This is a genomic window from Yoonia sp., assembly GCF_036007805.1.
Taxonomy (GTDB): Bacteria; Pseudomonadota; Alphaproteobacteria; order Rhodobacterales; family Rhodobacteraceae; genus Yoonia.
On the sequence record NZ_DASYOK010000136.1, the window covers coordinates 16,603 to 40,657 of the forward strand.

Consider the following 24,055-nt stretch of genomic DNA (forward strand, 5'->3'; position numbering starts at 1 on the left):
GTCTTTTTTCTGACGAATTAAGATTCCATCCCTGATTTGCCAAGGCATTAGCGTGTTGTTAACGACGATGTGCGCATGGTCATTTTGACATTGTGGACCTTGGCGGGCTGTCCTAGTGTTGTGGCCGAAGCAGTCCGAATGATGTTTGAATGACCTGACCGGTCAAGAGGTTTGAAATGGCGAATACGAGCGGCACCGAAAGCAAGAACACGCTGTACTGCAGCTTTTGTGGCAAAAGCCAGCATGAGGTGCGTAAGCTGATTGCCGGTCCGACCGTTTTTATCTGTGACGAATGTGTCGAACTTTGCATGGATATCATCCGCGAAGAGACCAAAACCGCAGGCCTGAAAGCGGGCGACGGTGTGCCCACACCTTCCGAGATTTGTGGCGTATTGGATGACTATGTCATTGGCCAGATGCATGCCAAACGAGTGCTGTCTGTGGCGGTGCACAACCACTACAAACGCCTGAACCACGCCGATAAGACCGATATCGAACTGGCGAAATCGAACATCATGCTGATCGGGCCAACGGGTTGTGGTAAAACACTGCTGGCGCAAACGCTTGCGCGCATTCTGGATGTGCCCTTCACGATGGCCGACGCCACGACCCTGACAGAAGCGGGCTATGTGGGTGAGGATGTGGAAAACATCATCCTCAAACTGTTGCAGGCCTCTGAATACAATGTCGAACGCGCACAGCGCGGCATCGTCTATATCGACGAGGTCGACAAGATTACGCGCAAGTCTGATAACCCCTCGATCACACGGGATGTGTCGGGCGAAGGTGTACAGCAGGCCCTGTTGAAAATCATGGAAGGCACGGTTGCCTCTGTGCCGCCGCAGGGTGGGCGCAAGCATCCGCAGCAGGAATTCCTGCAGGTGGATACGACGAATATCCTGTTCATCTGTGGTGGGGCTTTTGCAGGCCTTGATAAAATCATTGCACAGCGCGGCAAAGGGTCCGGCATGGGCTTTGGTGCGGATGTCCGCGAACAGGACGACCGCGGCATTGGCGAGATCTTCAAGGACCTGGAGCCTGAAGATCTTTTGAAGTTTGGTTTGATCCCTGAATTTGTGGGTCGTTTGCCCGTGATCGCAACGCTGACCGATCTGGATGAGGACGCGCTGATCACGATCCTGACCCAGCCAAAGAATGCTCTGGTGAAACAGTACCAGCGCCTCTTCGAGCTTGAGGACACAAAACTGAGCTTTACCGAGGATGCCCTCAGCGCGATTGCCAAACGTGCGATCGAGCGCAAGACGGGCGCGCGCGGATTGCGGTCAATTATGGAAGATATCCTGCTGGATACCATGTTTGATCTGCCCGGCATGGATACGGTGACCGAAGTGGTCGTCAACGAAGAGGCGGTGACATCTGATGTCGCCCCACTGATGATCCACGATGATGGCAGAAAGAAAGAGTCTGCGACCGCAAGCTAAGACCGTGAGCGTCCGTCACATCAGCACCGGATCCCCCTTCGAGTCGCAAATCGGCTATAGCCGTGCTGTCGTCGCTGATGGCTGGGTTTTTGTAGCCGGTACAACGGGATATGATTATGCCCGCATGGTCATGCCCGAGACCATTGAAGAGCAGTGCGAAAATACCCTCGCAACGATCGCCAAAGCCTTGGAAGAGGCGGGCAGTGGGCTCGATCATGCGGTGCGTGTCACCTACATCGTGCCGGACAAATCCGAATGGCCGAAATGCTGGCCCATCACATCGCAGGCCTTCGCGCAGGCAAGACCTGCCGCGACGATGATTTCTGCGGACCTGCAGTCGCCGGAAATGAAGATCGAAATCGAAGTGACTGCGCGGGTCCCCGCCTGAACCCACTGGACCTTTCGGCGCCGTTCGTGCATGAAAGGCACATCAATCGGAGACGTGATATGAGCCTCGGTCACAACATCAAACGCATTTTCACATGGTGGGACGGCCAGTCTTTTGGCACCCAGCTTTGGACAAGCCGCAATGGCACGAAAGTCGGTGAGGATGCCGAGGGCAATATCTATTACCGCAATAAGGACGACAGCCGCCGCTGGGTGATTTACAACGGCGACAACGAGGCCACGCGCGTAACACCTGAATGGCATGGCTGGCTGCATCACACATGGGATCAACCACCGACAGAAGTGCCCGTTGCGCATAAAGCATGGGAAAAACCGCATCAGGAAAACCTGACCGGCACCATGGCGGCCTATGCCCCGGCGGGTTCTATCCGTCGCAAAGCTCCCGTCGCACGCTCGGACTATGAGGCGTGGACGCCGGAATAGGCGCGCTGTCATGCGGTCATTTTTTGCATCTTCCCTTCTTGGCCTTTCCCTGATCGCAGCACCCCTTGGCGCGCAGGAAATTGTGACCACCCCGATTGACCAGATCCCGCTGGATGAGCTGATCGGTCAATTGACGACGGTTCCCAACGAGGAAGAAGAAGAGCTGCTGACGACCGTGACAGAGGCCGTTACGTTGCAGGTTGCCAGTGCCACATCAGGCGAACTGCGTGTGTTGGACAAGCTGACAGGCTATGTCACCGACCTGACCCTTGGCACAGGTGAAACCGCCAGTCTGGGCTTTCTGACAGTCACGATGACCGACTGCCGTTATCCTGTCGACAACCCGTCGGGCGATGCATTTACCGCGCTTCTGGTGCGGGATACGCGCGAAGCCACACCGCTTTTCAGCGGCTGGATGCTGGCCTCATCCCCCGCGCTGAACGCGATGGACCACCCCCGCTACGACGTTTGGGCGTTGCGCTGTATCACGTCCTGAGCGGTCGGGACGGGGCTTTTTGCATCAAAAGAAACGTTATGTGAAAGCGCTGGCGCCAAGAGCGCATGATAGTGTTCGCGCGGAATTTCAACAGCACCCAGACTGGCCAGGTGCGGTGTAATGAACTGCGTATCAAAAAGCTGAAACCCTGAGAGGCGGAGCCGGTCCACCAGATAGGCAAGCGCAATTTTTGATGCATCCGTGGCGCGGCTGAACATGCTTTCGCCAAAGAACGCCGCCCCGATGGTCACACCGTAAACCCCGCCGACAAGCCGCTCTTGGTCCCAAACCTCAATGGAATGGGCAAAGCCGGTTGCGTGCAATGCGCAGTAAAGATCAAAGATGGTGGCGTTGATCCATGTCTCATCGCGGTCCGCACATCCGCGCACAACATCGGCAAAAGCCGCATCAAACGTGACAGTATACGCGCTTTGCCGCATCCGCCGCGCCAGACTGCGGGAAATGCGGAAACCGTCCAAGGGGAACACGCCGCGCATGCGTGGATCGACCCAGAACACTTCCGGATCGTCGCGCCCCTCTGACATCGGAAACACGCCCACCTGATAGGCCTGCAAAAGCAGATCGGCAGGCAGGGTGGGCGCGTTGTCTTTCATGGCGCGCTAGTTGAGGTGTTCTTCAAGCCAGTGTTCAAGCCAGTGGATGTTATAGTCACCGGTTTGCACGGCTTTTTCGGCCAGGAGCGCGTGGAAAAGAGGGATCGTGGTATCGACGCCGTCGACGATCAACTCACCCAAAGCGCGCTCCAGTCGTGCAAGCGCCTCCGGGCGATCGCGGCCATGCACAATCAGCTTGCCGATCAGACTGTCGTAGTAAGGTGGGATGCGATATCCGTCATAGAGTGCCGAATCCATCCGGACACCCAAACCACCGGGCGCGTGATATTGGGTAATCGTGCCGGGGCAGGGCGAAAAGTTCGGCAGTTTTTCTGCGTTGATCCGCACTTCAATGGCATGCCCGTTGATCCGCAGATCGTCCTGCGTGAACGACATGGGCAGACCGGAGGCAACGCGAAGCTGTTCGCGCACCAGATCGACGCCAAAGATGGCCTCGGTCACAGGATGTTCCACCTGCAAACGCGTGTTCATTTCAATGAAATAGAACTCGTCGTTTTCAAAAAGGAACTCGATTGTGCCTGCACCGATATAGTTGATCTTGGCGACAGCATCGGCACAGACCTTGCCGATCCGTGCGCGCAGCTCGGGTGTGATGCAAGGGCCGGGGGCCTCTTCAAAGACCTTCTGGTGGCGGCGCTGGAGCGAGCAGTCACGTTCACCAAGGTGGACTGCGTTGCCTTTCCCATCGCCAAAGACCTGAATTTCGATGTGGCGCGGCGTGGTCAGATATTTCTCGATATAGACTTCGTCATTTCCGAAAGCGGCTTTGCCTTCGGCGCGGGCCGAATGGAACGCCTGCTCCATGTCAGCGGCGGTTTGCGCCACTTTCATGCCGCGCCCACCGCCACCAGCCGTGGCTTTGATGATAACCGGATAGCCGACTTCCTCGCCAATGCGCTTGGCATCAGCCAAGGTCGGAACGCCACCGTCCGAACCGGGCACACAAGGCACACCCAATGCTTTCATCGTGTCTTTGGCGGTGATCTTGTCGCCCATGACGCGGATATGTTCGGCTGTGGGCCCGATGAATGTCAGGTCGTGGTCTTCGACCGCCTGCACAAAGGCCGCGTTTTCGGACAGAAAGCCGTAACCGGGGTGAATGGCCTGCGCGCCCGTGATTTCACACGCCGAGATAATTGCGGGAAATGACAGATAGCTCTGCGCTGAAGAGGGGGGGCCGATGCAGATCGCCTCATCCGCCATGCGCACGTGCATGGCGTCCGCGTCAGCGGTGGAATGCACTGCGACGGATTTCACGCCCATTTCGCGGCAGGCGCGCACAACGCGCAAGGCGATTTCGCCCCGGTTCGCGATAAGGATTTTATCGAACATGGGTCTGCCCTTATTCGATGATCACAAGAGGTGCGCCGAATTCGACCGGACCACCATCTTCGACCAGAATACGTTTGATCGTGCCAGCGCGCGGCGCAGGAATGTGGTTCATGGTTTTCATGGCTTCGATAATCAGGATCGTGTCGCCTTCCTTGACTGTCGCGCCGACTGTCGCAAAAGGGGCCGCCCCTGGCTCGGGGGCCATATAGACTGTGCCGACCATGGGGGATGTCACCGCACCGGGGTGATTGGATGGGTCCGACATATCGGCTGCGGGGGCAGCTGGCGCGGTCGGTGCCGCAGGGGCAAGCGCGGCAGGGGCTGAGGCCACAGGGGCGCTGGCCTGCACGATGGTTTGGGTCTGGCGACTGACACGCACGTTCAGGCTGTCGTTTTCGCCATAGTCCCTTTTGACTTGCAGTTCAGTCAGATCATTTTCGCGCAACAGCTCGGCCAGTGCCGCAATAAAGCTGACGTCGCTATCGTGAGAAGTTTTGTTGCCCATGTTTTCCTCGGCCGGTTGCCCATATTATTCTGGCTTTGGCGACGTTACGTCACAAAGCATCAGCGTTCTTATAGGGCAAGCCAACGAAGGTGGAAAGCGCAGCGATCTGGAAAAACGCTTATGCTGTCGTTTCGTCACGATCATCCGATGCGGTCGTTGCATCTGCTGCGGTTGGTGGGTTGGTCGCGCTTTCGCTCTCGTAAGGCAGCATCGGCACGTCATAGGGCCGCAACGTCCGTTCTGGCGGGGCTATTTCTGACGGATTATCGGGGTATTCCGCACCGGATAACCGCGCCGTCACCACCTGTGCCACATAGTGTTTGTTGTCAGGCAGTGTGGCGCTGGGGTCTGTTGGTTCGATTGCCTGCACCTTGGTCGTGATAGCGCGGGGTAGGATAGGACCAACGGCAGTGGCGGCCGCGGGCGCCGGAAAAGAAAGCGGTATTTCCATAATCAGGGCTCCGAAAAGCGTGAAGTTGACACGTCAAGAATCGCTTTTCCGGATTACTGAACCCTTAACCGCAGAGATGAATATCTCTGCGATTTAAGATTAACGCGGGATCAAATGGCGAGGTATTGTTCGCGCAACGCGGTATTTTCCAGAACCTCTTTTGCAGAGCCGTCAAAGACGACCTTGCCGATGTCGAGGATTACCGCGCGGTCCGCCAGTTTCAGCGCGGCAACTGCGTTTTGTTCCACGATCACGGTTGTAATGCCTTGATCACGGATCACGCCCAGCGTTTTGGCGATTTCCTGCACGATGACCGGAGCGAGACCCTCGTAGGGTTCGTCCAGAAGCAACACTTTGATGTCACGGGCCAGCGCACGGGCGATCGACAGCATCTGCTGCTCGCCGCCCGACAGGGTGACGCCGTCTTGTTTGCGGCGCTCGCCCAGACGCGGGAACAGCTCGTAAATCCGTTCCAGAGACCAGCCTTTGGGCGGGGCGATCTGGGCCAGTTGCAGGTTTTCTTCCACGGTCAGGCCGGGGATGATGCGGCGGTCCTCTGGCACAAGGGAAATACCGTGTTGTGCCGCCTCATGGGCTTTCATCTCGTGCAGGGGTTTGTGGTCCAGCCAGATTTCGCCATGGGTCACTGCCGGATCATCCAGGCGCGCGATGGTGCGCAGCGTTGATGTCTTGCCAGCGCCGTTGCGCCCCAAAAGCGCGAGGATCTCGCCCTCGTGGATGTTGAAGCTCACGTTCTGGACGATGTAGCTTTCGCCGTAATAGGCCTCAACCTCCCACAAGCTCAGGAAAGCAGGGTGGGTGGCGGCGTTATTGGCGTTCTTGTTGAAAGGTGCGTTCATGTTTGTAACTCCGGTATTGGGCCAGCCGGGCCCTATTGCTAGGACCCGCGGGTATTAGACTTGCGTCTCGCCCAGATATGCTTCGCGCACCTTGGGGTGCCCTTTGATGTTGTCAGGGGTGTCTTCCACAAGCGGTGTGCCCTGTGCCAGCACGGTGATCCGCTCGGCCAATGAGAACACCACATTCATGTCATGCTCGATGATGGCCATCGTGATCCCGCGCTTTTCGCGGATTTCCTTGAGCAGAGCGATCGTGTTCTGCGTATCCGCCCGTGCCATGCCCGCAGTGGGTTCGTCCAAGAGCAAGAGTTTTGGATCTTGCACCAGACACATCGCCATTTCGAGGCGCCGCTTGTCGCCGCGTGACAAGCTCGAGGCCAGCATATTGCGTTTCTCAAGCATGTTGACGTCGTCGAGGATCGCCTCGGCCTGCTGCTGGATGCCCTTTTCCGCGAAGATGCTTTCAATTGCATGCATCCGGAACGCACCATCACGTTTTGCAAAGCAAGGGATCATGACGTTTTCAAACACACTCAGATCGCTGAAGATTTCCGGTGTCTGGAACACGCGGCTGATCCCCATCTGGTTGATCTCGTGCGGCTTGCGCCCCAGTACCGATTGCCCGTCAAACATGACCGATCCGCTATCGGGGATCAGCTTGCCCACCAGCACGTTCAGCAAGGTCGATTTGCCAGCGCCGTTTGGTCCGATGATCGCGTGGGTGGTGTTTTCCTTGATGCTCAGGTTCACGTCACCCAGCGCCTGCAAACCACCAAACCGCTTGTTGATGCCTTTTACTTCTAACAAACCCATCGTCTGTCTCCTTATTCGGCCGGTTCAGTGGCGTTTGGCTTGGTCTCTTCGGCTTTCTTGCGGCTGAAGAGAGCCCCTATCTTCTGGCCACCTTGGACAAGGCCACCGGGCAGGAAGATCACGACCAGCATGAACATGATGCCCAAAGTCAGGTGCCAGCCTTTGCCGATGAACGGATAGATCATCGCGACAACCACATTCTCAAGTCCATCCGGCAGGAAGGCGAACCACCCGTGCAGGATTGTTTCGTTGATCTTGGAGAAGATGTTTTCGAAGTATTTGATCATACCCGCGCCAAGAACCGGGCCGATCAATGTACCTGCACCACCAAGGATCGTCATCAGAACCACCTCGCCCGATGCGGTCCACTGCATCCGCTCGGCCCCCGCCAGAGGGTCCATTGATGCCATCAGACCACCGGCTAGACCCGCATACATGCCAGAGATGACAAAGGCCGCAAGCGTGTAGGGCCGAGCGTTCAGACCTGTATAGCTCATCCGGGTCTGGTTGGATTTGATCGCACGCAGCATCATGCCAAACGGTGAACGGAAGATGCGGATCGACAGGTAGAACGACAAGACCATGAAGAATGCCGCCAGATAGTATCCGGTAGAGAATGTGAACAGCCATCCTCCCACTTCCCATTGATAGCTTGACCGCATTTCCAAACCGAACAGGGCGGGCACAGGAATATTGCCCGTAGCTGTCTGCGATACGCCAAAGATACGCGGATCGCTTAGTGCGAGTTGCAGGCCGGTCTCACCGCCCGTGATCGGCGTCAGCACCGAATAGGCAAGCGCGAACGACATCTGCGCAAAGGCCAGCGTGAGGATCGAGAAATAGATTCCCGATCGCCGCAGCGAAATATAGCCGATCACCAGTGAAAACACCGCGGCAATCAGAACACTGATCGCAATCGCCGGCAGCACGTTCATGCTGAGCAGTTTGAACATCCAGACCGCACCATATGAACCGGCCCCCAGAAAGGCTGCGTGACCAAAGGACAGATAGCCGGTCAGGCCAAACAGGATATTGAAACCGATGGCGAAGATGCCAAAGATCACAAAACGCTGCATCAGGTCAGGATAGCCTGCGTTGAATTGTGCCAGGTCCGAGCCTTCGGGGAAGGGATTGAGCAGGAACGGGGCGAACAGCGTCAGACCGATGACGATCATGAGCAGCCGGAAGTCTTTCTTTTCGAGACCGAGCATTGCTTATTCCTCCATCACGCCTTTGCGACCCATCAGGCCACGCGGACGTGTCAACAAAATGATAATTGCGACCAGGTAAATGATGATCTGGTTGATGCCCGGCAGCAGGTCGATGACCGCTGACATAGAGGCAAAGCTTTCCAGAATACCCAGCATGAACCCTGCTGCGACCGCACCGGGCAAAGAGCCCATGCCGCCCACAACGACCACCACAAAGCTGAGCACCAGAAAGTCCATGCCCATATGATAGTTGGGTGAATTGATGGGCGCGTACATAACACCGGCCAAGCCCGCGACTGCGGCGGCGATACCGAACATGATGGTGAACCGCTTGTCGATGTCGATGCCAAGTATGCCTACGGTCTCGCGGTCCGCCATGCCGGCCCGAACAACCATGCCGAAGGTGGTGAACTGCAAGAAGGCAAAGACTGCACCGATTATCACAACCGAGAAGAAGAAATAGACCAGACGCCAGTAGGGATAGATGATTGCGTTTGGATCAAATCCGAGGATCACACCAAAATCAAAGCTGCCGACAAAGGCTTCCGGTGCAGGGGTCGGGATCGGGTTGGCGCCGTAAAAATATTTGACGATCTCCTGGATCACGATGGCAAGGCCAAAGGTCACGAGGATCTGGTCCGCATGGGGGCGCTTGTAGAAGTACTTGATCAGGCCCCTCTCCATTGCGAAACCGATGCCGACCATGATCGGGATGGCCACAAGGATCGATATGGGCACCGCCCAATCAATGATGGTATCACCCGCGGCCTGGCCGAAGAAATCATAAAGATAGGGCACGTCGAATTGCAGGGGGTTACCCAGAAAGTCTGTCCGCGTCTCGTCCACAACCTTGTGGCTCAGGGTCAAGATCTTGCTTACCGTGACTGCGACGAAGGCACCAAGCATGAACAATGCACCGTGGGCAAAATTCACAACGCCAAGCGTCCCGAAGATGAGTGTCAGACCGAGCGCAATCAGCGCGTAAGCCGAGCCTTTATCCAGCCCGTTGAGAATTTGAAGAATGAACTGGTCCATCGTGTGACCTCTGATCAGTTATTGGGGGTGAGCTGCGGGTGCTCTTTGCCAGTCCACTGCCGAAGAGCGGCGTGAATTGACCCGAAAGGGTTCAGGCCACCCCTAAGGGTGACCTGATACTGTTTTTTGATTATGCGCCCGGGTTACATGTACCCAATGCACCACCAGCAAACTGCGGGTGATCAGGTGCGTAAGTAACTTGCTCTGTTGGCGTGACTTCCACGATCTCAACGAGGTCGAATTCGTCTTCGGGGTTCTCTTTCCCCTTCACGACGACAACGTCCTTGAAGCACTGGTGGTCTTCGGCACGGTACAGTGTCGGGCCGTTGCCGAGACCGTCGAACTCGAAATTCTCGAGGGCTTCGTCAACTGCACACGGGTTGAACGAACCTGCGCGTGTCACGGCGTCTGCGTAAAGCAGGGTCTGCACATAGCAGGTGTGCGCCGCCTGTGATGGCGGGAAGCCGTACTTTGTGCCGAACGAACGCACGAATGCGTTGGTACCCGAGAAACGCGAACCCAGCTCGTTCTCGAGCTTCCAGTCCCAGTTCTGCGATCCGAAGATGCCGGCGATGCTTGATCCCGCACCACGTGCCATCAGCTCGGAGTAGAGCGGCACGATGATTTCGAAGTTCTTGCCGTTGGCAGAGGCTTCGCGCAGGCCGAACTGAACTGCGTTGGTCAGCGAGTTCACCATGTTCCCGCCGTAGTGGTTCAGAACCAGAACGTCGGCACCGGAGTTCAGAACAGGCGCGATGTAGGACGAAAAGTCCGTCTGTGTCAGCGGTGTCAGAACCGTGTTGACAGTTTCCCAACCCAGCGCTTCGGTGGATGTGCGGATGGCTTCTTCTGTGGTGTAACCCCAGTTGTAGTCCGCTGTCAGGTGGTAAGCTTTACGGTCTGTTCCGTATTGCGCCGTCAGAACCGGTGCGAGTGCCGCGCCGGACATGTAGGAGTTGAAGAAGTGGCGGAAACCGTTAGCCCGCTTGTCTTTCCCCGTCGTGTCGTTTGCGTGTGTCAGGCCCGCCATGAAGATAATGCCTGCCTCTTGGCAAAGCGCCTGCATTGCCACGGCCGTAGCGGAGGACGAACCACCGGAAATCATAATGGCGCCGTCTTTTTCGATCATCGAACGCGCGGATGCACGCGCGGCGTCTGATTTGGTCTGCGTATCACCCGTCACATATTTGACTTCGCGACCCAGAATACCTGTGCCGTCCAGTGCCTTTGACGAGAACGTCTGCAACATGCCGCCGTCGCCTTGACCGTTCAGGTGCTCAACGGCAAGTTCGAACGCGCGCAGTTCGTCTGCACCCTCGTCTGCGTATGGGCCTGTCTGTGGCACGTTGAAGCCAAGGACGACCTCGCTGGCGCCTGGCGCATTGGTAAAACCGGACTCTTGCGCGCGCAGATACTGCGGCAGAGCGAGGCCAGCACTGGCTACCATACCAGTTTTGAGCACGCCACGACGCGAGAAACTATTGTTGGACATTATTATCCTCCCTTAAAGGTTGAAGCTGGATGATCCTCTTCCCCCAGCCATCGAGCACTTAACAGTACTTTACCAGTGTCAGAGACGATCCCCCATTTCGACAATAAGGCATTCTTGGGGCTGGACTTATTTGTAAATTCGTGAACAAATTATTTTCACATTCTGTCAACGATTTTTCCTGCGCGTGCAGAAAGCAACTGAAACCTATGGGAGAATTCTGAGTGTCTCGTGGTAGCCTTGTTGGGTCCCGTATACGTGAAAAACGGCTGGATCGCGGCCTGCGACAGGCTGCTGTTGCAGAAACAGTGGGTATTTCCCCATCCTATTTGAACCTGATCGAACACAATCGGCGAAGAATCGGTGGAAAACTCCTTGCCGACCTTGCGCGCGTACTTGAAGTGGACACCGCACTTCTGGCTGATGGTGCCGAGCGGGAGATGCTGGATGAGATGCGCAGCGCGGCGGCCAGCCTGGGTGATCGCGTCGAGGTCGCGCGTACCGAAGAGCTTGCCGCGCGGTACCCGGGGTGGGGGGCACTGATCGCAACCCAGGCGCGCAGGATCGCGGCACTTGAGGAAAAGAGCCGGATCCTCACAGATCGTATTTCCTATGATCCGCAACTTGCAGGCTCGCTGCACGAGGTGATCTCGGCTGTGTCTGCGATCCGCTCAACAGCGTCCATTCTTGTCGGCCCCGAGGATATCGACCAAGACTGGCAGCGTAGATTTCACGAAAATATCCACAATGACAGCTTGCGACTGGCCAACAGCAGTGAAGCCCTGATCACCTACCTCGAGGCGCCTGAGGCGGTGCTGGAACATTCCGGTTCACCCTTTGAGGTGGTCGAGGGGTATCTTGCGAAGTCGGGTTTTCATGTGGCGTCACTCGAGGATGGCGCTGATCCGGCAGTCGTCGCAAAAGAGGCAGGTTTGCAGGGGCCTGCGGAAAAGGTGCTGCTTCGCGTATTGCAGGTCTATGCTGGCGATGTGGCGGCGCTGCCGTTGGCGGCCTTTGAAAAGACGGCGCGCGCCCTGAACTATGACCCCGCCGCGATTGCCCAGCGCCTTGACGCGCGCCTGCCTCAGGTGATGCGGCGTTTGGCACAGCTTCCAGCCAGTCACGGGCATCCGCCGATGGGGCTGGTGGTGTGCGATGCATCCGGGGCGCTGATATTCATCAAAACGGTGCCGGGTTTTACGATGCCACGCACTGGCGGGGCCTGTCCGCTCTGGCCGCTTTATGGGGCGCTAAGCCGCCCGCATCAGCCGATCCGGATGGATGTGCAAATGCCGGCCCCCAATGCCACGCGGTTTTTGTGTTTTGCCTTGGCGGAACCTGTGGGGCCAGTTCTCTTTGATGCCCCGTCTGCGTTGCAAAGCATGATGCTTGTTTTGCCGGATCCGCCTGAATCGGCCACAGCGCCGTATGGCGTCGGTTTATCGTGCCGGATTTGCCCGCGTACGGCATGTCGCAGCCGCCGTGAACCTGCAATCGGAGGCGTCGGTCCTTCATCAGAACTTTGACAGTTGCCGTATTTGCCGTGATAGTTTCAATCGAGGGGTCTCTTTGCAAAAAGAGGATATCGCAAGGGGAGGCGATAATATGGGCAAACGTGTCCTGCTGATCGAGGATGAGCCAAACATCATCGAGGCGATCAGCTTTATACTGTCGCGCGATGGGTGGACTGTGCATACACATGAAGATGGCACATCTGCGATGGCAAAGGTGTTGGCCTTGCCGCCCGATATGATAATCCTTGATGTCATGTTGCCCGGGCGTAGCGGTTTTGACATCTTGCGCGACCTGCGCGGTCACGAAGTGACCAAATCAACGCCGGTGATGATGCTGACTGCGCGCGGTCAGGAGAAGGATCGTGAACTTGCCATGCGCCTTGGTGCATCACTGTTCATGACAAAGCCGTTTTCAAATGAAGAGGTGCGCAACCACGTGCGCAACCTGATAGGGGCATGAGCCAACGCCCCAAACCGCCAGTCTTTCTGCAGAAAGCCAGCTATCGCCAGCGGCGCGTGCGTGATGCGGCCAAGCTTGTCCCGGTGCTGGGGGCAGTCTTGTGGGCGATGCCGCTTGCCTGGCAGGACGATGCACAAGGTGCCACAACAAACGCATCGGCGTTGGTTTATATTTTCGGTGTGTGGATCGCGTTGATTGCGTTGACGGCTGTGCTCTCCGGTCTGATGCGGTCGATCCCGCAGCAGGACCATAAAGAGACATCAGACGAATGATGTCCTTCAACGCCCTGATGTTCATTGCTTTGGGCTATGTGGTTCTGCTCTTCACGATCGCCTTTATGGCGGAACGCCGCGCGGCGAATGGACATTCCAACTGGCTGACCTCGCCTTGGATCTACACGCTCTCGCTCAGCATCTATTGTACAGGCTGGACGTTTTATGGTGCCGTTGGCTATGCCGCGCGTTCCGGGCTCGAGTTTGTTACCATCTACCTTGGCCCCACTTTGGTTATGGTTGGTTGGTGGTGGGTGTTGCGCCGTCTGGTGCGGATCGGGCGGGCACAGCGGATTACTTCGATCGCGGATCTGGTGTCGTCGCGGTTTGGCAAATCGACGCAGTTGGGTGTGATTGTAACGGTCATCTCGGTCATCGCGGCCATGCCATATATCGCGCTACAACTGCAATCGGTCACACTGTCTTTCGCAGTCTTCGCGCAGACCGAGGGCGTTGACTGGGCGCAAAACGATTTCAACTTCACTGCCCTCTGGGTCGCGGTCGGTCTTGCGGTCTTTACCGTGATCTTCGGCACCCGCAATCTTGATGCCAACGAACGCCACCACGGCGTTGTGATCGCCATCGCGGTTGAGGCAGTGGTCAAGCTCTGCGCGCTGGTGGCTGTTGGCATTTTTGTCGTTTGGGGCATTGCGGGTGGACCAAGCGAGATGCTGACGCGGATTGATCAGTCCGACATTGTGCTTTGGAATCAGGAAAGCGGGCGCTGGATCAGCCTCATTTTCCTCTCGGGGGCTGCGTTTCTTTGCCTGCCGCGCATGTTTCAGGTTCTGGTGATCGAGAATGCGGATGAACGCCACCTGCATATCGCAAGCTGGGCCTTTCCGCTTTATCTTTTCATGATGAGCCTCTTTGTGGTGCCCATCGCCGTCATCGGGCTTGAACTGATGCCTGCCGGAAGCAACCCCGACCTTTTTGTTCTGACGGTGCCGCTGAGTGAAGGGCGTGGCGGTTTGGCGGTGCTGTCGTTCTTGGGCGGGTTCTCTTCTGCCACATCCATGGTGATTGTGGCGACGATCGCATTGGCGACAATGGTTTCGAACCATATGGTCGTCCCCTTCTGGCTCTATTTGCAGGGCAGCCAGCAGGCGGTGATTTCGGGGGATGTGCGCCATGTGATCTTGCTGTCACGGCGGCTTTCGGTTGCAGGTATTCTGCTGCTTGGGTTTGTCTATTACCGGATTTCCGGGGGCGGTACGGCGCTGGCCGCTATTGGTTTGATCTCCTTTACTGGGTCGGTGCAGATCCTGCCCGCGATGATCGGCGGCATCTTCTGGCGCGGTGCCACGGGCGTCGGGGCTGCAGCGGGGCTGATCACCGGTTTGGTGATCTGGATGTGGACCCTGTTCCTGCCCAGCTTCGGTGTTGATGCCGTTATCAGCCAGACTGTGATGGATCAGGGACCATACGGATTGTCATGGCTGCGACCACAAGCGCTTTTTGGCACGAACGGTCTGGATCCATTGGTTCACGGGATCATATGGTCCATGCTGTTAAATACCAGCGCATTTATCCTGTTTTCACTGGTCACTTTTCCCGCCCCGCTCGAGCGGTTGCAGGGTGCGCAATTCGTCAATGTGTTTGATCATTCTACCGCCGCACCGGCGTGGACAGGTGCTGCCACAGGCGCCGAGGATCTGTTGATCATGTCCCAGCGTATTCTTGGCGGCCCCGAAGCGCAGGCCATCTTCGAGGCAGAGGCGCTGCGCCAAGGCAAGGTCGGTTATCTGCCCGAGGTGACCTCGGATTTCATCGAAAGGCTGGAGCGTGATCTGGCAGGATCCGTGGGGGCGGCCACCGCCCACGCGATGATCGGCCAATTGATTGGCGGCAGCAGCGTGTCGGTGGAAGACCTGATCGCGGTGGCGGATGAGGCTGCGCAAATCCTGGAATATTCCAACCGCCTTGAGGCGAAATCCAAAGAGCAGGAACGGACCGCGCGCGCGTTGCGCGCAGCGAACGACAAGCTGACGGCGCTGTCCATCCAGAAGGACTCGTTCCTGAGCCAGATCAGCCATGAACTGCGTACGCCAATGACCTCGATCCGGTCATTCTCGGACATCCTGCGCGATGGGGTCACAAGTGATGCCGAGCACGAGAAATATGCAGGCATTATCTATGACGAGGCCGTGCGCCTGACACGGCTGCTGGATGATTTGCTGGATCTGTCGGTGCTGGAAAATGGCCAGGTCGAATTGCGTGACCAGACTGGGCGGCTGTCAGACCTGCTGGATCGTGCGGTGCGGGCTGCGGGGCTGCATGAAGGATCGCTGAAAATCAGTCGCGACCGGGCGTCAGAGGATGTGACCTTGACGACGGACATGGACCGGCTGGGGCAGGTCTTTATCAATTTGATCGCGAATGCGCAGAAATACTGTGATGCCAAGGCCCCGCATCTGACGATCAAGGTCACCCAGGATGACGCAGCTTATCTTGTTGATTTCATAGACAACGGGAGTGGGATTGCGCCTGACAAGCAGGAACTGATCTTTGAGAAATTCTCGCGCGTTGCGGATGGGTCCAAGGCGGGCGGTGCGGGGCTTGGGCTCGCGATTTGTCGCGAAATCATGCAGCGTTTGGGCGGTGAGGTACATTATCTGCCGCAAAACTGCGGTGCCGCGTTTCGGGTCTGGTTGCCGAAGGTGAAAACAATGGTGGCGTTAGAAGAAACGTAACCAATTTTGCCTATCACAAAGGCTCAATATCTGTGGCAGGCAAATGACGACAGGCACACATGTGACATTGCTGCGGCGGATGACCCGTCCGCAAGGGCAGGGGGAGACTGAAAATCCGCTGAGTTCTTCGCGTGCTGTGCGTTTGGCGCTGACCAAGGCTGCCAATGATAGTGTTGGCCTCGTGCTCACGGTCGAAAGCGTTGGGGAAGAGGTGACAGCGCTGGATGATATGCTGGCGACCTTGGGGACGGACCTGATGCTGGTGGGGCTGGAACGCGACGGCGTGCTGTCAGGTCTGATCGCGCTGGATATGGAAATGCGCGCGGCTGTGCTGGAAATGGAAACCATGGGTGCGGTGCTGGCGCGGCCCGCTGAAACGCGGGTGCCGACGCATACGGATAAGGTGCTCTGCGATCCGGTGCTGTGCGGTTTTCTCGGCGCTTTTCCACATGCCGTTCTCGGAACCCCGCTTGAAGGCTGGATGGACGGTGTTGTCATTGGCACAAAAGTGGAAAGTGCGCGTGCTGCGGGGCTTGTTTTGACAGACTGCACCTATCGGATTGTCCGGATGGGCGTTGATCTCGGGGTTGCGGATCGTCACGCGCAATTGGTGATCGCGCTGCCGCTGGTCGAAGTCGCCGCAGCGCCAGAAACGGCACCGCCCCCGCCGGTTGACTGGCAGCAGATTTTTCGGGAAAACGTCCGTGATGCCCCCGCCTGTCTTGAGGCGCTTTTGTATCGCGCGCCGCTTTCATTGGCGACAGCACAGTCGTTGCAAGTGGGGACCGTCCTGCCGTTACCCGGATGTACAGTGCATTCGGTGCGGCTTTTGTCCCCTGACGGCCATGAAGTGGCACAGGCGAAACTGGGTCAGATGGGCGGCTATCGCGCCGTACGGCTTGAATCCGCCCCTGCGCCACAGCTTGCAGAATTACAAAATCAAGCAATCACAACGCAGCTTGGTATGGGCGATGTGATGGATGATGAATCAATAGCGCCCCCGGTGGATTTGCCGGGAGCGCAACCAGAAACGATTGATCAGCCAAACGCGCAGGATATCACGGGCGATGATATGCCCGATTTACCGGACATATCTGTGAACACTGACCCGCACTAACTGGCTGCAAGCGCATTCAATTGTGGGCGCATCCCGCCAAGATCATAGCCTGCAGCCGATGTTGCAGAAAGAATATCATCGGCCGACATCGCGCTGGCCTGTCCCAGCGCCCAAACAATCGAAGACCGCGTGCCGGACGCGCAGTAGGCAAGGGTGGGACCGCTTGATGCGTCCATCGCTGCCTTCTGCTTTGTGACCATATCCATGTTCAGCGTCTGATGCGTCACTTCGTTGATCACAAAGTCCAGACCTGCGGCCTTGGCCGCGGCCTCAATAGCAATGGCCTGATGGGACGGTGGGACCTCTGCATCGGGTCGGTTGCAGATGATTGTTTTGAAACCGGCCTCGGCAATCGCAGGGATATCCTCCACTGCGATTTGCGGGGTGACGGCATAGCTCGGGCTTATGTGGCGAATATCCATAGGTGTTCCTTAAACCGCTACGGCCTTTTGGTCCATACGCGCGCGCAAGGAAGGTGCAACCAACATGCCAGCGATCATTGCGGCTACAAAGAGCCAGCCGCCAGGGCCTGCGAAACTCAGAGATGCGATGGCCGGCCCGGGGCATAGTCCTGCCAGCCCCCAGCCCATGCCGAACAAAGTAGACCCAAGCACAAGATTGCGGCCCAGTGACTGTTCGGGCGCGGGAGGGAAGGCTTCGGCCAGGACCGGTTTGCGCCCGATTGTGAACCGCCATGCGATGGCCATCGGAATGATCGCACCGCCCATCACGAAGGCCAGCGTCGGATCCCAGTCGCCAAAAATATCAAGCCAGCCTTGCACTTTGGATGTGTTCGTCATGCCCGATATCAACAGGCCAAGGCCGAAGAGTGACCCGACAAGGAAAGAAACGAAGGTGCGCATCAGATTACTCCCAGCACATGTTTGAAGAGCACGACGGTCAGACCGCCTGCACCGATGTAGAAGGCGGTGGCGACGATGCCGCGCAGTGACAGGCGCGAAATCCCGCAGACGCCATGGCCCGAGGTGCAGCCATTGGCAATCCGCGTGCCAATGCCCACCAAAAGGCCAGCCGCGATGATGATGGCCCAGTTGCTGGTCAGGTTTGTTTCTGATCCGCCCATCGCCAGTGCCGCGATGCCGGGCACGATAAACAGACCCGCAATCATCGCCGCGCGCTCTTGCCAGTCGCTGCGCCCGCTGCCATCGACGAGGCCGCCGATGATACCCGATGCGCCCATGATCCGCCCGTTCACGAGCAGGAAAATCGCAGCAGCCGTTCCGATGAGTACGCCACCGACGAGCCCCATGATCCAATCTATTGGCATGTTTAGTCCTATTCTGTTCCGTAGGTTTTACAGTGTGTTAATGGGCACTTTGAAGTAGCGTTGCCCGTTGTCTTCCGGCTCGGGAAGGTTCCCCGCGCGCATATTTGTCTGCAATGACGGCAAGATCAGCCGTGGCATGCCAAGTTTTGCATCCCGTTCCTGGCGCATGGATACGAAGTCTTCCATCGGACGCCCTGCACCGATATGGACGTTCAACGCCTTTTGCTCGCCGACGGTGGTTTCCCAAGCAAATTCATCACGCCCCGGCGCCTTATAGTCGTGGCCCACGAAAATGCGGGTCTCGTCGGGCAGGGACAAAATTTTCTGGATCGAGGCATAAAGATCCTCGGCCGAGCCACCGGGGAAGTCGCAACGGGCTGTCCCGAAATCAGGCATGAAGAGTGTGTCGCCCACAAAAGCGGCGTCGCCGATCACATAAGTGAGGCAAGCAGGTGTGTGGCCGGGCGTATGCAGCACGTCAGCGCGCATTTGTCCGATGTGGAAACTGTCACCATCTTCGAACAACGCATCGAACTGCGATCCATCCCGCTGGAATTCTGTGCCTTCATTAAAGACCTTGCCGAAGGTGTCCTGCACAATGGTGATATTCGCACCAATCCCGATCTTGCCGCCCAGATGCTCTTGCAGATAGGGCGCCGCTGAAAGGTGGTCGGCGTGGACATGGCTTTCGAGGATCCATGCAACCTGCAAATCCTCGGCCTTGACCCAAGCGATGATTGCATCAGCGGATTTCATATTCGTGCGCCCTGAGGCGGGATCATAATCCAACACACTATCAATGATCGCACAGGTGCGACCTTCCGGCTCGCGGACAACATAAGATACAGTGTTGGTTGCGTCGTCGAAGAATGCTTTTACATCTGGGGTCATATCGAATCTCCTTTGATATCTAAAATAGGGAATTCGAAACACATTTCAATGTTGAAATGTATCTTTTTATGAGGTACCTTGTTCGTTATGAAGAATCCGGTTCAAGAACTTGCAGACCCAATGGATGAGGCAGCAGCGCAGGCAGCTGACCTTCTCAAATCGCTGTCAAACGCTGGCCGCTTGCGCATTTTATGTGCTTTGGTGCCTGGCGATATGAGCGTGAGCGAGCTGGAAGCAGCGCTTGGTGCGAGCCAATCTTATGTGTCCGGTCAGCTATTGCGCCTGCGCAGCGAAGGGCTTGTTTCCTGCGAGCGAAACGGTCGCAGCATGCGCTATAGCCTTGCCGACCCGCGTATCCGCCCTTTGCTTGAACGGATTTACGAGCTGTTCTGCCCAGCTGAATAACCTGCAAGCTCGGCCCGTGCCACCTGCCTGCGATGCACAGCATCGGGCCCATCGGCAAGTCGCAGTGTGCGCAAGTGGGTCCATTGCCGTGCCAGTGGCGTGTCTTGTGACACGCCTGCTGCCCCATACATCTGCACCGCCTTATCCGTGATATCGAGCGCGATTTGCGGGGCCACCACCTTGATCTGGCTGATCCAGGGGGCGGCGGCGCGTTTGTCGCCTTGATCCATCATCCAGGCCGCTTTCAGGCACAAGAGCCGCGCCTGTTCGATATCCATGCGCGCCTTTGCGATGATATCAAAGTTCTCGCCAAGCTGCGCGAGCGGTTTGCCAAATGCTTCGCGTGCCAAGGACCGTTGACACATCAGTTGCAGCGCCTTCTCGGCCTGACCGATCGCGCGCATACAGTGGTGGATTCGCCCCGGCCCAAGCCGCCCTTGCGCAATCTCGAAACCGCGCCCTTCACCCAGCAGCATGTTCGCAGCAGGCACACGCACATCGTCATAGCGGAAATGCATATGGCCGTGGGGGGCATCGTCATGGCCGTAAACCTCCATCGCGCGCAGTTTCGTGATGCCGGGGGTGTCGGCAGGGACGACGATCATGGAATGTTGTTGATGTTTGGGCCCGTCATGGGCAGTGCGCACCATCACGATATGCACGGCACAGCGCGGATCACCTGCCCCCGTGGCCCACCATTTCTGGCCGTTCAGGACATAGCTGTCCCCGTCGCGTTCGCAGCGCATGGCGATATTCGTTGCATCCGAACTCGCGATATCCGGCTCTGTCATCAGATAGGCCGAGCGGATCGTGCCCGCCATCAGCGGTTTGAGCCATCTGTCTTTCATGGCGTCGGTGCCGTAGCGGGCAAACACCTCCATATTGCCGGTGTCAGGCGCATTGCAGTTGAAAACCTCGGCGGCGAGATGGCTCTTGCCCATTTCCTCGGCCAGATAGGCATATTCCACCGTGCTCAACTGCGGACCATCGCGGAAGGTGTCCCAGAAATTCCAAAGCCCACGTTCTTTCGCCTTGGTCTTGAGCCCTTCGAGGATTTCGGTCTGGCGTGGGGTAAATGTCCAACGGTCGCCGATACTGACCTCGGACAGGAATTCTGCGTCCAAAGGGGCGATCTCATCGGTGATCATAGTTTTCACCGCCGCAAGTACCGGCAAAAGCCGCTCGGTATGTCCAAGGTCCATTTTCGCGCCCCGTATTTGTGTTGCGCTATCGTGCACCGTGGGGGCGGGGTGTCAATCAAAGGCTTGCAGTTCGGCCAGCGGCCAGCCCTAATGCGGTCATGAAAGAAGCCGCAAAGAACCTTGGGACCAGCCTGCCTGATCTGGATGCATATCTGAGCAATGCGATCCCCGAATTTGCGGGGCTGACGGCGGTGACGAAATTCGGCACAGGCCAATCGAACCCGACCTATCAGCTCACCGCCGACAGCGGCACCTATGTCTTGCGCAGCAAACCGCCCGGGCGGTTGCTTCCCTCCGCTCACGCTGTTGAACGCGAATTTCGTGTGATGCAGGCCTTGGCCGAGACGGATGTGCCGGTGCCCGCCGTGCTGCATCTGGCAGAGGCGGCGGTTTCCCCCAGCAGACGCGCGTTTTTCGTCATGCGCTATCTGCCGGGGCGTATCTTTTGGGATCCGGCCTTGCCTGATAGTGACCCCGATGAGCGCAGGGCAATCTATGATGCGATGAATGCGGCTTTGGCGGCGTTGCACGATATTGATCCCGCGGCAGTTGGTTTGGCTGATTTTGGCAAACCGGGCAATTATTTTGCCCGCCAGTTGGACCGCTGGAGCAAGCAATATCTGGCTTCGACCGACACGCCCTCGGAGGCAATGACAGACATCATGGCGTGGCTTGGCGCGCATCTGCCCCCCGATGACGGACAGGTCGCGCTGGTGCACGGGGATTACCGGCTCGATAATATCATGTTTGCGCCTGATGCCCCGCAAATCGCGGGTCTGCTGGATTGGGAGCTGTCAACGCTGGGCCATCCGATGGCCGATCTGGCCTATCAATGCATGCAGTGGCGGCTGCCTAACGCGGGCGACATGCGCGGGTTGGGCGGGATCGACCGCGCGGCTTACGGCCTTCCGGATGAGGCGCAATATGTGGCCGCCTACGCGGCGCGGCGGGGACTGGACCGGATCGACAACTGGCCTTTCTATCTGGTGTTTGCCTTCTTTCGGCTGGCGGCAATTCTGGCCGGTGTCGCGGCGCGTGCCGCAGCCGGCAATGCCTCAAACCCTGCGATGGCGCGCAAATATGGTGCGGCGGTGCCTGCGCTGGCGGCAATGGCCACGATTGTCATGCACGAAGGGGCAGACCTTTAGCCCAGCATCACCCCGATCACCACGGCCATCAGGCCAATGACCGAAATCAGCAGCGCCCCGAGGTTGACCGGCAGGACCTTCGCGATGCGGGCGCGCAACTCCTCATCGGGCAGGTTCGCGCGTTTGGCCTTTGTGACGGCCACAATGCTGTAGACGATCCCGCATAGCCCGACGACCGAGAGACCCGCACCAATCCAAACGACGATTTCCATGATCAATACCTCTTTTTGCCGGACCTAGCGTGCCACAGGTGTCGGCGCAAGGGTTGCGGGGATCAAGGGCAGGGGCTAGTGAAAGGCAACTTTTCAGGAGAGCTTTGATGAACGATTCAGTGACCGATACCGCAAGCACCGTCGCAGGCCAGGAAATCCGGCAGTTTGTTGAGCGCTACGAGCGTCTTGAGGCGGAAAAGAAAGATATCGCAGACGCGCAAAAAGAGGTGATGGCCGAAGCCAAAGGGCGCGGTTACGACACCAAAGTCCTGCGCAAGATCGTGGCTATCCGCAAGCGCGATGCCAATGATCTGGCCGAAGAAGAAGCCGTGCTGGATATGTATAAAGCCGCACTTGGCATGTAAGGATCAGTCGAAGGGGAGGATCAGCTCCACCCCTTCCATCTGGCCAATCAGATCAAGATCGGCCTCATAGGATTCGGTCATCGCCCGAACTACATCCTCGTTCAGTTCGGGCAGGTCGATGCTCTCTTCCACCTGCTCGGGCAGGGCGTGTGTTTCCAGAATATCGGCAATCAGGTCCTGCCGCGCGTCGACATCGTCATAGTCCAGCGCCGCGATCCCTGATGTAAGCAACGCCAGTCCTTCGGCGCTGACAATGCCCGATAACACATCAATCTGGCCCGCAACCGGCATATCCGCCGGAATGCCGGAGAAGAGCCGGATCAGCTCTTCCCAGATCAGCGGGGTGTCTTCGTTACACCAGACGTAAAGCGGGGTCTGCGGTGCGGCGCGTTTGATGCGGCGGATCACGTCCGACCAGCGCAATTCAAGAGGCGGGAGCAGACCAAGATACTCTCCCAGACCAGTGACACCGGCGCGCGTCGCGGTTTCCTGCAGAAAGCTGGCGGGGTGCCGCATCCCCATGAAGAGCGTGATGTCATCATTGGGGAAGAGACTGTGTAAACCGCGGACCTTCTTTTCGGCCTGATGATAAAAGACGCCATGATCGAAAATTCGCCGCGGAACAGTGAGGAAATTGTCGTTGCTCAGCACAAGGCGGGTGATCTTGTCGTCCTCGACAATCGCATCCAGCAGCACATCGCGGGCGTCAGGCGTGGGGCGCGCGCCATCCAGACCGTCGATCGCCTCGCGCAGCAATTTGCGATACCGCCCCGGGCCCGGAACGGCGATACCTTGCTGGAGCAGGGCGTCGGCATTCCTGAGAACCGATTTCAGCAGCATGTCTTCATCTGTGCAATTCGCGCCGATATGAAATGCGATTTGCATGAAGGGTCCTTTTGCGGGTTCCGAGTGGCGCTATCATAGGGCGATTTGACCTGCGTGAAAGCAGGTATCACGGCATAGATGGCGCGGGCTACGTATGGTGCGAATTTTTTCTGCATGCGATGCGAAATCACCATTGCACACCGCCGTTTGTCCCTGCTATACGCCGCGCATTCGGTCGATCCGACGCACCTGATACGGTGCACCAGTGCCCCTATAGCTCAGCTGGTAGAGCAACTGATTTGTAATCAGTAGGTCCGCGGTTCGAGTCCGTGTGGGGGCACCATTAAAATCAATAACTTAGCGAATATTGTCAGGCCATCGAGCGACCCGGGGGTAACGAATGGGATGACACACGGCCCGAAAAGTGCGTTTTGACCCGCGCTGGGTTTGGGTCGCGGTTCGTGCCTGTCTCGAACCGCTATTTGTCATAAAGAAATGTTTCTTGTGATCAGGAAATTTTCTCTGTGAACGGCCGGATCGTACCTGTCTTCGTACGCTGGCTG

At 57.5% G+C, this 24,055-nt stretch carries 28 protein-coding genes and 1 tRNA gene; 13 read left to right on the forward strand and 16 right to left on the reverse strand.

Annotated features, from left to right (window positions below; translation table 11 throughout):
• Nucleotides 1-176 precede the first annotated feature (176 nt).
• Genes clpX through VGP75_RS07915 form a run of 4 tightly spaced genes read left to right on the forward strand, consistent with a single transcriptional unit; the run spans nucleotide 177 to nucleotide 2,769 of the window.
• Entirely contained in the window at nucleotides 177-1,442 is a 1,266-nt protein-coding gene (gene clpX, locus VGP75_RS07900) for an ATP-dependent Clp protease ATP-binding subunit ClpX (RefSeq protein WP_327543138.1), read from the forward strand.
• A gap of 4 nt (nucleotides 1,443-1,446) precedes the next feature.
• The gene (locus VGP75_RS07905; RefSeq protein ID WP_327543139.1) at nucleotides 1,447-1,830 is read left to right on the forward strand and encodes a RidA family protein; all 384 of its coding nucleotides are present in this window, start codon (nucleotides 1,447-1,449) and stop codon (nucleotides 1,828-1,830) included.
• Between the two features lie 59 nt (nucleotides 1,831-1,889).
• Complete coding sequence (locus VGP75_RS07910) at nucleotides 1,890-2,273, forward strand: NADH:ubiquinone oxidoreductase subunit NDUFA12 (protein ID WP_055296442.1); 384 nt, start codon at nucleotides 1,890-1,892, stop codon at nucleotides 2,271-2,273.
• Nucleotides 2,274-2,283: 10 nt separating this feature from the next.
• Entirely contained in the window at nucleotides 2,284-2,769 is a 486-nt protein-coding gene (locus VGP75_RS07915) for a DUF2155 domain-containing protein (RefSeq protein WP_327543140.1), read from the forward strand.
• On the opposite strand, the gene aat is transcribed toward VGP75_RS07915, so the two are convergent.
• From aat to VGP75_RS07960, 9 genes are all read right to left on the reverse strand, one after another.
• Entirely contained in the window at nucleotides 2,733-3,383 is a 651-nt protein-coding gene (aat, locus tag VGP75_RS07920) for a leucyl/phenylalanyl-tRNA--protein transferase (RefSeq protein ID WP_327543141.1), read from the reverse strand. The two genes, VGP75_RS07915 and aat, sit on opposite strands and share 37 nt — an antisense overlap.
• A gap of 6 nt (nucleotides 3,384-3,389) precedes the next feature.
• Nucleotides 3,390-4,736 (reverse strand): acetyl-CoA carboxylase biotin carboxylase subunit, encoded by a 1,347-nt coding sequence (accC, locus tag VGP75_RS07925; RefSeq protein ID WP_327543142.1) that lies wholly within the window; start codon nucleotides 4,734-4,736, stop codon nucleotides 3,390-3,392.
• A 10-nt stretch (nucleotides 4,737-4,746) separates the two neighbouring features.
• Nucleotides 4,747-5,241, reverse strand: a complete 495-nt coding sequence (accB, locus tag VGP75_RS07930; RefSeq protein WP_327543143.1) for an acetyl-CoA carboxylase biotin carboxyl carrier protein — start codon at nucleotides 5,239-5,241, stop codon at nucleotides 4,747-4,749.
• A 118-nt stretch (nucleotides 5,242-5,359) separates the two neighbouring features.
• Nucleotides 5,360-5,692: a hypothetical protein gene (locus tag VGP75_RS07935; protein WP_327543144.1), complete on the reverse strand. Its 333-nt coding sequence runs from the start codon at nucleotides 5,690-5,692 to the stop codon at nucleotides 5,360-5,362.
• Nucleotides 5,693-5,802: 110 nt separating this feature from the next.
• Nucleotides 5,803-6,552 (reverse strand): ABC transporter ATP-binding protein, encoded by a 750-nt coding sequence (locus VGP75_RS07940; protein WP_327543145.1) that lies wholly within the window; start codon nucleotides 6,550-6,552, stop codon nucleotides 5,803-5,805.
• Nucleotides 6,553-6,606: 54 nt separating this feature from the next.
• Entirely contained in the window at nucleotides 6,607-7,365 is a 759-nt protein-coding gene (locus tag VGP75_RS07945; RefSeq protein WP_327543146.1) for an ABC transporter ATP-binding protein, read from the reverse strand.
• An 11-nt stretch (nucleotides 7,366-7,376) separates the two neighbouring features.
• The gene (locus VGP75_RS07950; protein ID WP_327543147.1) at nucleotides 7,377-8,576 is read right to left on the reverse strand and encodes a branched-chain amino acid ABC transporter permease; all 1,200 of its coding nucleotides are present in this window, start codon (nucleotides 8,574-8,576) and stop codon (nucleotides 7,377-7,379) included.
• 3 nt (nucleotides 8,577-8,579) lie between these two features.
• On the reverse strand, nucleotides 8,580-9,611 hold the full coding sequence (locus VGP75_RS07955) for a branched-chain amino acid ABC transporter permease (RefSeq protein WP_327543148.1): 1,032 nt from the start codon (nucleotides 9,609-9,611) through the stop codon (nucleotides 8,580-8,582).
• Nucleotides 9,612-9,741: 130 nt separating this feature from the next.
• Complete coding sequence (locus VGP75_RS07960; protein WP_327543149.1) at nucleotides 9,742-11,103, reverse strand: substrate-binding protein; 1,362 nt, start codon at nucleotides 11,101-11,103, stop codon at nucleotides 9,742-9,744.
• Between the two features lie 221 nt (nucleotides 11,104-11,324).
• On the opposite strand from VGP75_RS07960, the gene VGP75_RS07965 reads away from it, so the two are divergent.
• The 5 genes from VGP75_RS07965 to VGP75_RS07985 all read left to right on the forward strand — a co-directional run bounded on the left by VGP75_RS07965 (nucleotide 11,325) and on the right by VGP75_RS07985 (nucleotide 17,156).
• Nucleotides 11,325-12,626: a short-chain fatty acyl-CoA regulator family protein gene (locus VGP75_RS07965; RefSeq protein ID WP_327543150.1), complete on the forward strand. Its 1,302-nt coding sequence runs from the start codon at nucleotides 11,325-11,327 to the stop codon at nucleotides 12,624-12,626.
• Nucleotides 12,627-12,705: 79 nt separating this feature from the next.
• Nucleotides 12,706-13,074: a response regulator transcription factor gene (locus VGP75_RS07970; protein ID WP_327543151.1), complete on the forward strand. Its 369-nt coding sequence runs from the start codon at nucleotides 12,706-12,708 to the stop codon at nucleotides 13,072-13,074.
• Nucleotides 13,071-13,346 (forward strand): hypothetical protein, encoded by a 276-nt coding sequence (locus VGP75_RS07975; RefSeq protein ID WP_327543152.1) that lies wholly within the window; start codon nucleotides 13,071-13,073, stop codon nucleotides 13,344-13,346. The genes VGP75_RS07970 and VGP75_RS07975 overlap by 4 nt, the downstream gene beginning before the upstream one ends.
• On the forward strand, nucleotides 13,343-16,039 hold the full coding sequence (locus tag VGP75_RS07980; RefSeq protein ID WP_327543153.1) for an ATP-binding protein: 2,697 nt from the start codon (nucleotides 13,343-13,345) through the stop codon (nucleotides 16,037-16,039). Before VGP75_RS07975 ends, VGP75_RS07980 begins: the two co-directional genes overlap by 4 nt.
• Nucleotides 16,040-16,082: 43 nt before the next feature.
• On the forward strand, nucleotides 16,083-17,156 hold the full coding sequence (locus VGP75_RS07985) for a FliM/FliN family flagellar motor switch protein (protein WP_327543154.1): 1,074 nt from the start codon (nucleotides 16,083-16,085) through the stop codon (nucleotides 17,154-17,156).
• Here VGP75_RS07985 and VGP75_RS07990 read toward each other — a convergent pair.
• From VGP75_RS07990 to VGP75_RS08005, 4 genes are read right to left on the reverse strand one after another with little or no spacing between them, the layout of a single operon-like run.
• Nucleotides 17,153-17,578, reverse strand: coding sequence for a protein tyrosine phosphatase family protein (locus tag VGP75_RS07990; RefSeq protein ID WP_327543155.1), 426 nt, complete (start codon nucleotides 17,576-17,578; stop codon nucleotides 17,153-17,155). The genes VGP75_RS07985 and VGP75_RS07990 overlap by 4 nt on opposite strands.
• Before the next feature lie 9 nt (nucleotides 17,579-17,587).
• A complete protein-coding gene (locus VGP75_RS07995; RefSeq protein WP_327543156.1) occupies nucleotides 17,588-18,019 on the reverse strand; it encodes a DUF6691 family protein in 432 nt (143 codons plus the stop codon).
• Nucleotides 18,019-18,444, reverse strand: coding sequence for a YeeE/YedE family protein (locus tag VGP75_RS08000; protein WP_327543157.1), 426 nt, complete (start codon nucleotides 18,442-18,444; stop codon nucleotides 18,019-18,021). The genes VGP75_RS07995 and VGP75_RS08000 overlap by 1 nt, the downstream gene beginning before the upstream one ends.
• 27 nt (nucleotides 18,445-18,471) lie before the next feature.
• Nucleotides 18,472-19,335: an MBL fold metallo-hydrolase gene (locus tag VGP75_RS08005; protein ID WP_327543158.1), complete on the reverse strand. Its 864-nt coding sequence runs from the start codon at nucleotides 19,333-19,335 to the stop codon at nucleotides 18,472-18,474.
• Between the two features lie 87 nt (nucleotides 19,336-19,422).
• Between VGP75_RS08005 and VGP75_RS08010 the strand changes: the two genes are divergently transcribed.
• Nucleotides 19,423-19,740, forward strand: a complete 318-nt coding sequence (locus VGP75_RS08010) for an ArsR/SmtB family transcription factor (protein ID WP_327543165.1) — start codon at nucleotides 19,423-19,425, stop codon at nucleotides 19,738-19,740.
• On the opposite strand, the gene VGP75_RS08015 is transcribed toward VGP75_RS08010, so the two are convergent.
• A complete protein-coding gene (locus VGP75_RS08015; RefSeq protein WP_327543159.1) occupies nucleotides 19,713-20,942 on the reverse strand; it encodes an acyl-CoA dehydrogenase family protein in 1,230 nt (409 codons plus the stop codon). The genes VGP75_RS08010 and VGP75_RS08015 overlap by 28 nt on opposite strands.
• A 98-nt stretch (nucleotides 20,943-21,040) precedes the next feature.
• Between VGP75_RS08015 and VGP75_RS08020 the strand changes: the two genes are divergently transcribed.
• Nucleotides 21,041-22,090 carry a phosphotransferase family protein gene (locus tag VGP75_RS08020; protein ID WP_327543160.1) on the forward strand — a complete coding sequence of 350 codons (1,050 nt, stop codon included), beginning with the start codon at nucleotides 21,041-21,043 and terminating at the stop codon, nucleotides 22,088-22,090.
• Here VGP75_RS08020 and VGP75_RS08025 read toward each other — a convergent pair.
• Nucleotides 22,087-22,302, reverse strand: coding sequence for a hypothetical protein (locus VGP75_RS08025; RefSeq protein WP_327543161.1), 216 nt, complete (start codon nucleotides 22,300-22,302; stop codon nucleotides 22,087-22,089). The two genes, VGP75_RS08020 and VGP75_RS08025, sit on opposite strands and share 4 nt — an antisense overlap.
• A 107-nt stretch (nucleotides 22,303-22,409) precedes the next feature.
• On the opposite strand from VGP75_RS08025, the gene VGP75_RS08030 reads away from it, so the two are divergent.
• Nucleotides 22,410-22,667 (forward strand): DUF2312 domain-containing protein, encoded by a 258-nt coding sequence (locus VGP75_RS08030; protein WP_327543162.1) that lies wholly within the window; start codon nucleotides 22,410-22,412, stop codon nucleotides 22,665-22,667.
• A gap of 3 nt (nucleotides 22,668-22,670) precedes the next feature.
• Here the strand turns inward: VGP75_RS08030 and VGP75_RS08035 are convergent, their stop codons facing one another.
• On the reverse strand, nucleotides 22,671-23,552 hold the full coding sequence (locus VGP75_RS08035) for an alpha/beta hydrolase (protein WP_327543163.1): 882 nt from the start codon (nucleotides 23,550-23,552) through the stop codon (nucleotides 22,671-22,673).
• Between the two features lie 207 nt (nucleotides 23,553-23,759).
• Here VGP75_RS08035 and VGP75_RS08040 point away from each other — a divergent pair.
• Nucleotides 23,760-23,835, forward strand: a tRNA-Thr gene (locus tag VGP75_RS08040).
• The last annotated feature ends 220 nt before the right edge of the window (nucleotides 23,836-24,055 follow it).

Bases quoted from the DNA above. Each gene is read 5' to 3' on its own strand.
- VGP75_RS07985 (WP_327543154.1), top strand. From the start codon at position 16,083: ATGACGACAGGCACACATGTGACATTGCTGCGGCGGATGACCCGTCCG.
- VGP75_RS07980 (WP_327543153.1), top strand. From the start codon at position 13,343: ATGATGTCCTTCAACGCCCTGATGTTCATTGCTTTGGGCTATGTGGTT.
- VGP75_RS08005 (WP_327543158.1), bottom strand. From the start codon at position 19,335: ATGACCCCAGATGTAAAAGCATTCTTCGACGACGCAACCAACACTGTA.
- VGP75_RS07940 (WP_327543145.1), bottom strand. From the start codon at position 6,552: ATGAACGCACCTTTCAACAAGAACGCCAATAACGCCGCCACCCACCCT.
- clpX (WP_327543138.1), top strand. From the start codon at position 177: ATGGCGAATACGAGCGGCACCGAAAGCAAGAACACGCTGTACTGCAGC.
- VGP75_RS07955 (WP_327543148.1), bottom strand. From the start codon at position 9,611: ATGGACCAGTTCATTCTTCAAATTCTCAACGGGCTGGATAAAGGCTCG.
- VGP75_RS07945 (WP_327543146.1), bottom strand. From the start codon at position 7,365: ATGGGTTTGTTAGAAGTAAAAGGCATCAACAAGCGGTTTGGTGGTTTG.
- VGP75_RS07960 (WP_327543149.1), bottom strand. From the start codon at position 11,103: ATGTCCAACAATAGTTTCTCGCGTCGTGGCGTGCTCAAAACTGGTATG.
- aat (WP_327543141.1), bottom strand. From the start codon at position 3,383: ATGAAAGACAACGCGCCCACCCTGCCTGCCGATCTGCTTTTGCAGGCC.
- VGP75_RS08000 (WP_327543157.1), bottom strand. From the start codon at position 18,444: ATGCCAATAGATTGGATCATGGGGCTCGTCGGTGGCGTACTCATCGGA.
- VGP75_RS07950 (WP_327543147.1), bottom strand. From the start codon at position 8,576: ATGCTCGGTCTCGAAAAGAAAGACTTCCGGCTGCTCATGATCGTCATC.
- VGP75_RS07975 (WP_327543152.1), top strand. From the start codon at position 13,071: ATGAGCCAACGCCCCAAACCGCCAGTCTTTCTGCAGAAAGCCAGCTAT.
- VGP75_RS08035 (WP_327543163.1), bottom strand. From the start codon at position 23,552: ATGCAAATCGCATTTCATATCGGCGCGAATTGCACAGATGAAGACATG.
- VGP75_RS07990 (WP_327543155.1), bottom strand. From the start codon at position 17,578: ATGGATATTCGCCACATAAGCCCGAGCTATGCCGTCACCCCGCAAATC.
- VGP75_RS07995 (WP_327543156.1), bottom strand. From the start codon at position 18,019: ATGCGCACCTTCGTTTCTTTCCTTGTCGGGTCACTCTTCGGCCTTGGC.
- VGP75_RS08010 (WP_327543165.1), top strand. From the start codon at position 19,423: ATGAAGAATCCGGTTCAAGAACTTGCAGACCCAATGGATGAGGCAGCA.
- VGP75_RS07910 (WP_055296442.1), top strand. From the start codon at position 1,890: ATGAGCCTCGGTCACAACATCAAACGCATTTTCACATGGTGGGACGGC.
- VGP75_RS07915 (WP_327543140.1), top strand. From the start codon at position 2,284: ATGCGGTCATTTTTTGCATCTTCCCTTCTTGGCCTTTCCCTGATCGCA.
- VGP75_RS07935 (WP_327543144.1), bottom strand. From the start codon at position 5,692: ATGGAAATACCGCTTTCTTTTCCGGCGCCCGCGGCCGCCACTGCCGTT.
- VGP75_RS08015 (WP_327543159.1), bottom strand. From the start codon at position 20,942: ATGGACCTTGGACATACCGAGCGGCTTTTGCCGGTACTTGCGGCGGTG.
- VGP75_RS07970 (WP_327543151.1), top strand. From the start codon at position 12,706: ATGGGCAAACGTGTCCTGCTGATCGAGGATGAGCCAAACATCATCGAG.
- VGP75_RS08030 (WP_327543162.1), top strand. From the start codon at position 22,410: ATGAACGATTCAGTGACCGATACCGCAAGCACCGTCGCAGGCCAGGAA.
- accB (WP_327543143.1), bottom strand. From the start codon at position 5,241: ATGGGCAACAAAACTTCTCACGATAGCGACGTCAGCTTTATTGCGGCA.
- VGP75_RS08020 (WP_327543160.1), top strand. From the start codon at position 21,041: ATGAAAGAAGCCGCAAAGAACCTTGGGACCAGCCTGCCTGATCTGGAT.
- accC (WP_327543142.1), bottom strand. From the start codon at position 4,736: ATGTTCGATAAAATCCTTATCGCGAACCGGGGCGAAATCGCCTTGCGC.
- VGP75_RS08025 (WP_327543161.1), bottom strand. From the start codon at position 22,302: ATGGAAATCGTCGTTTGGATTGGTGCGGGTCTCTCGGTCGTCGGGCTA.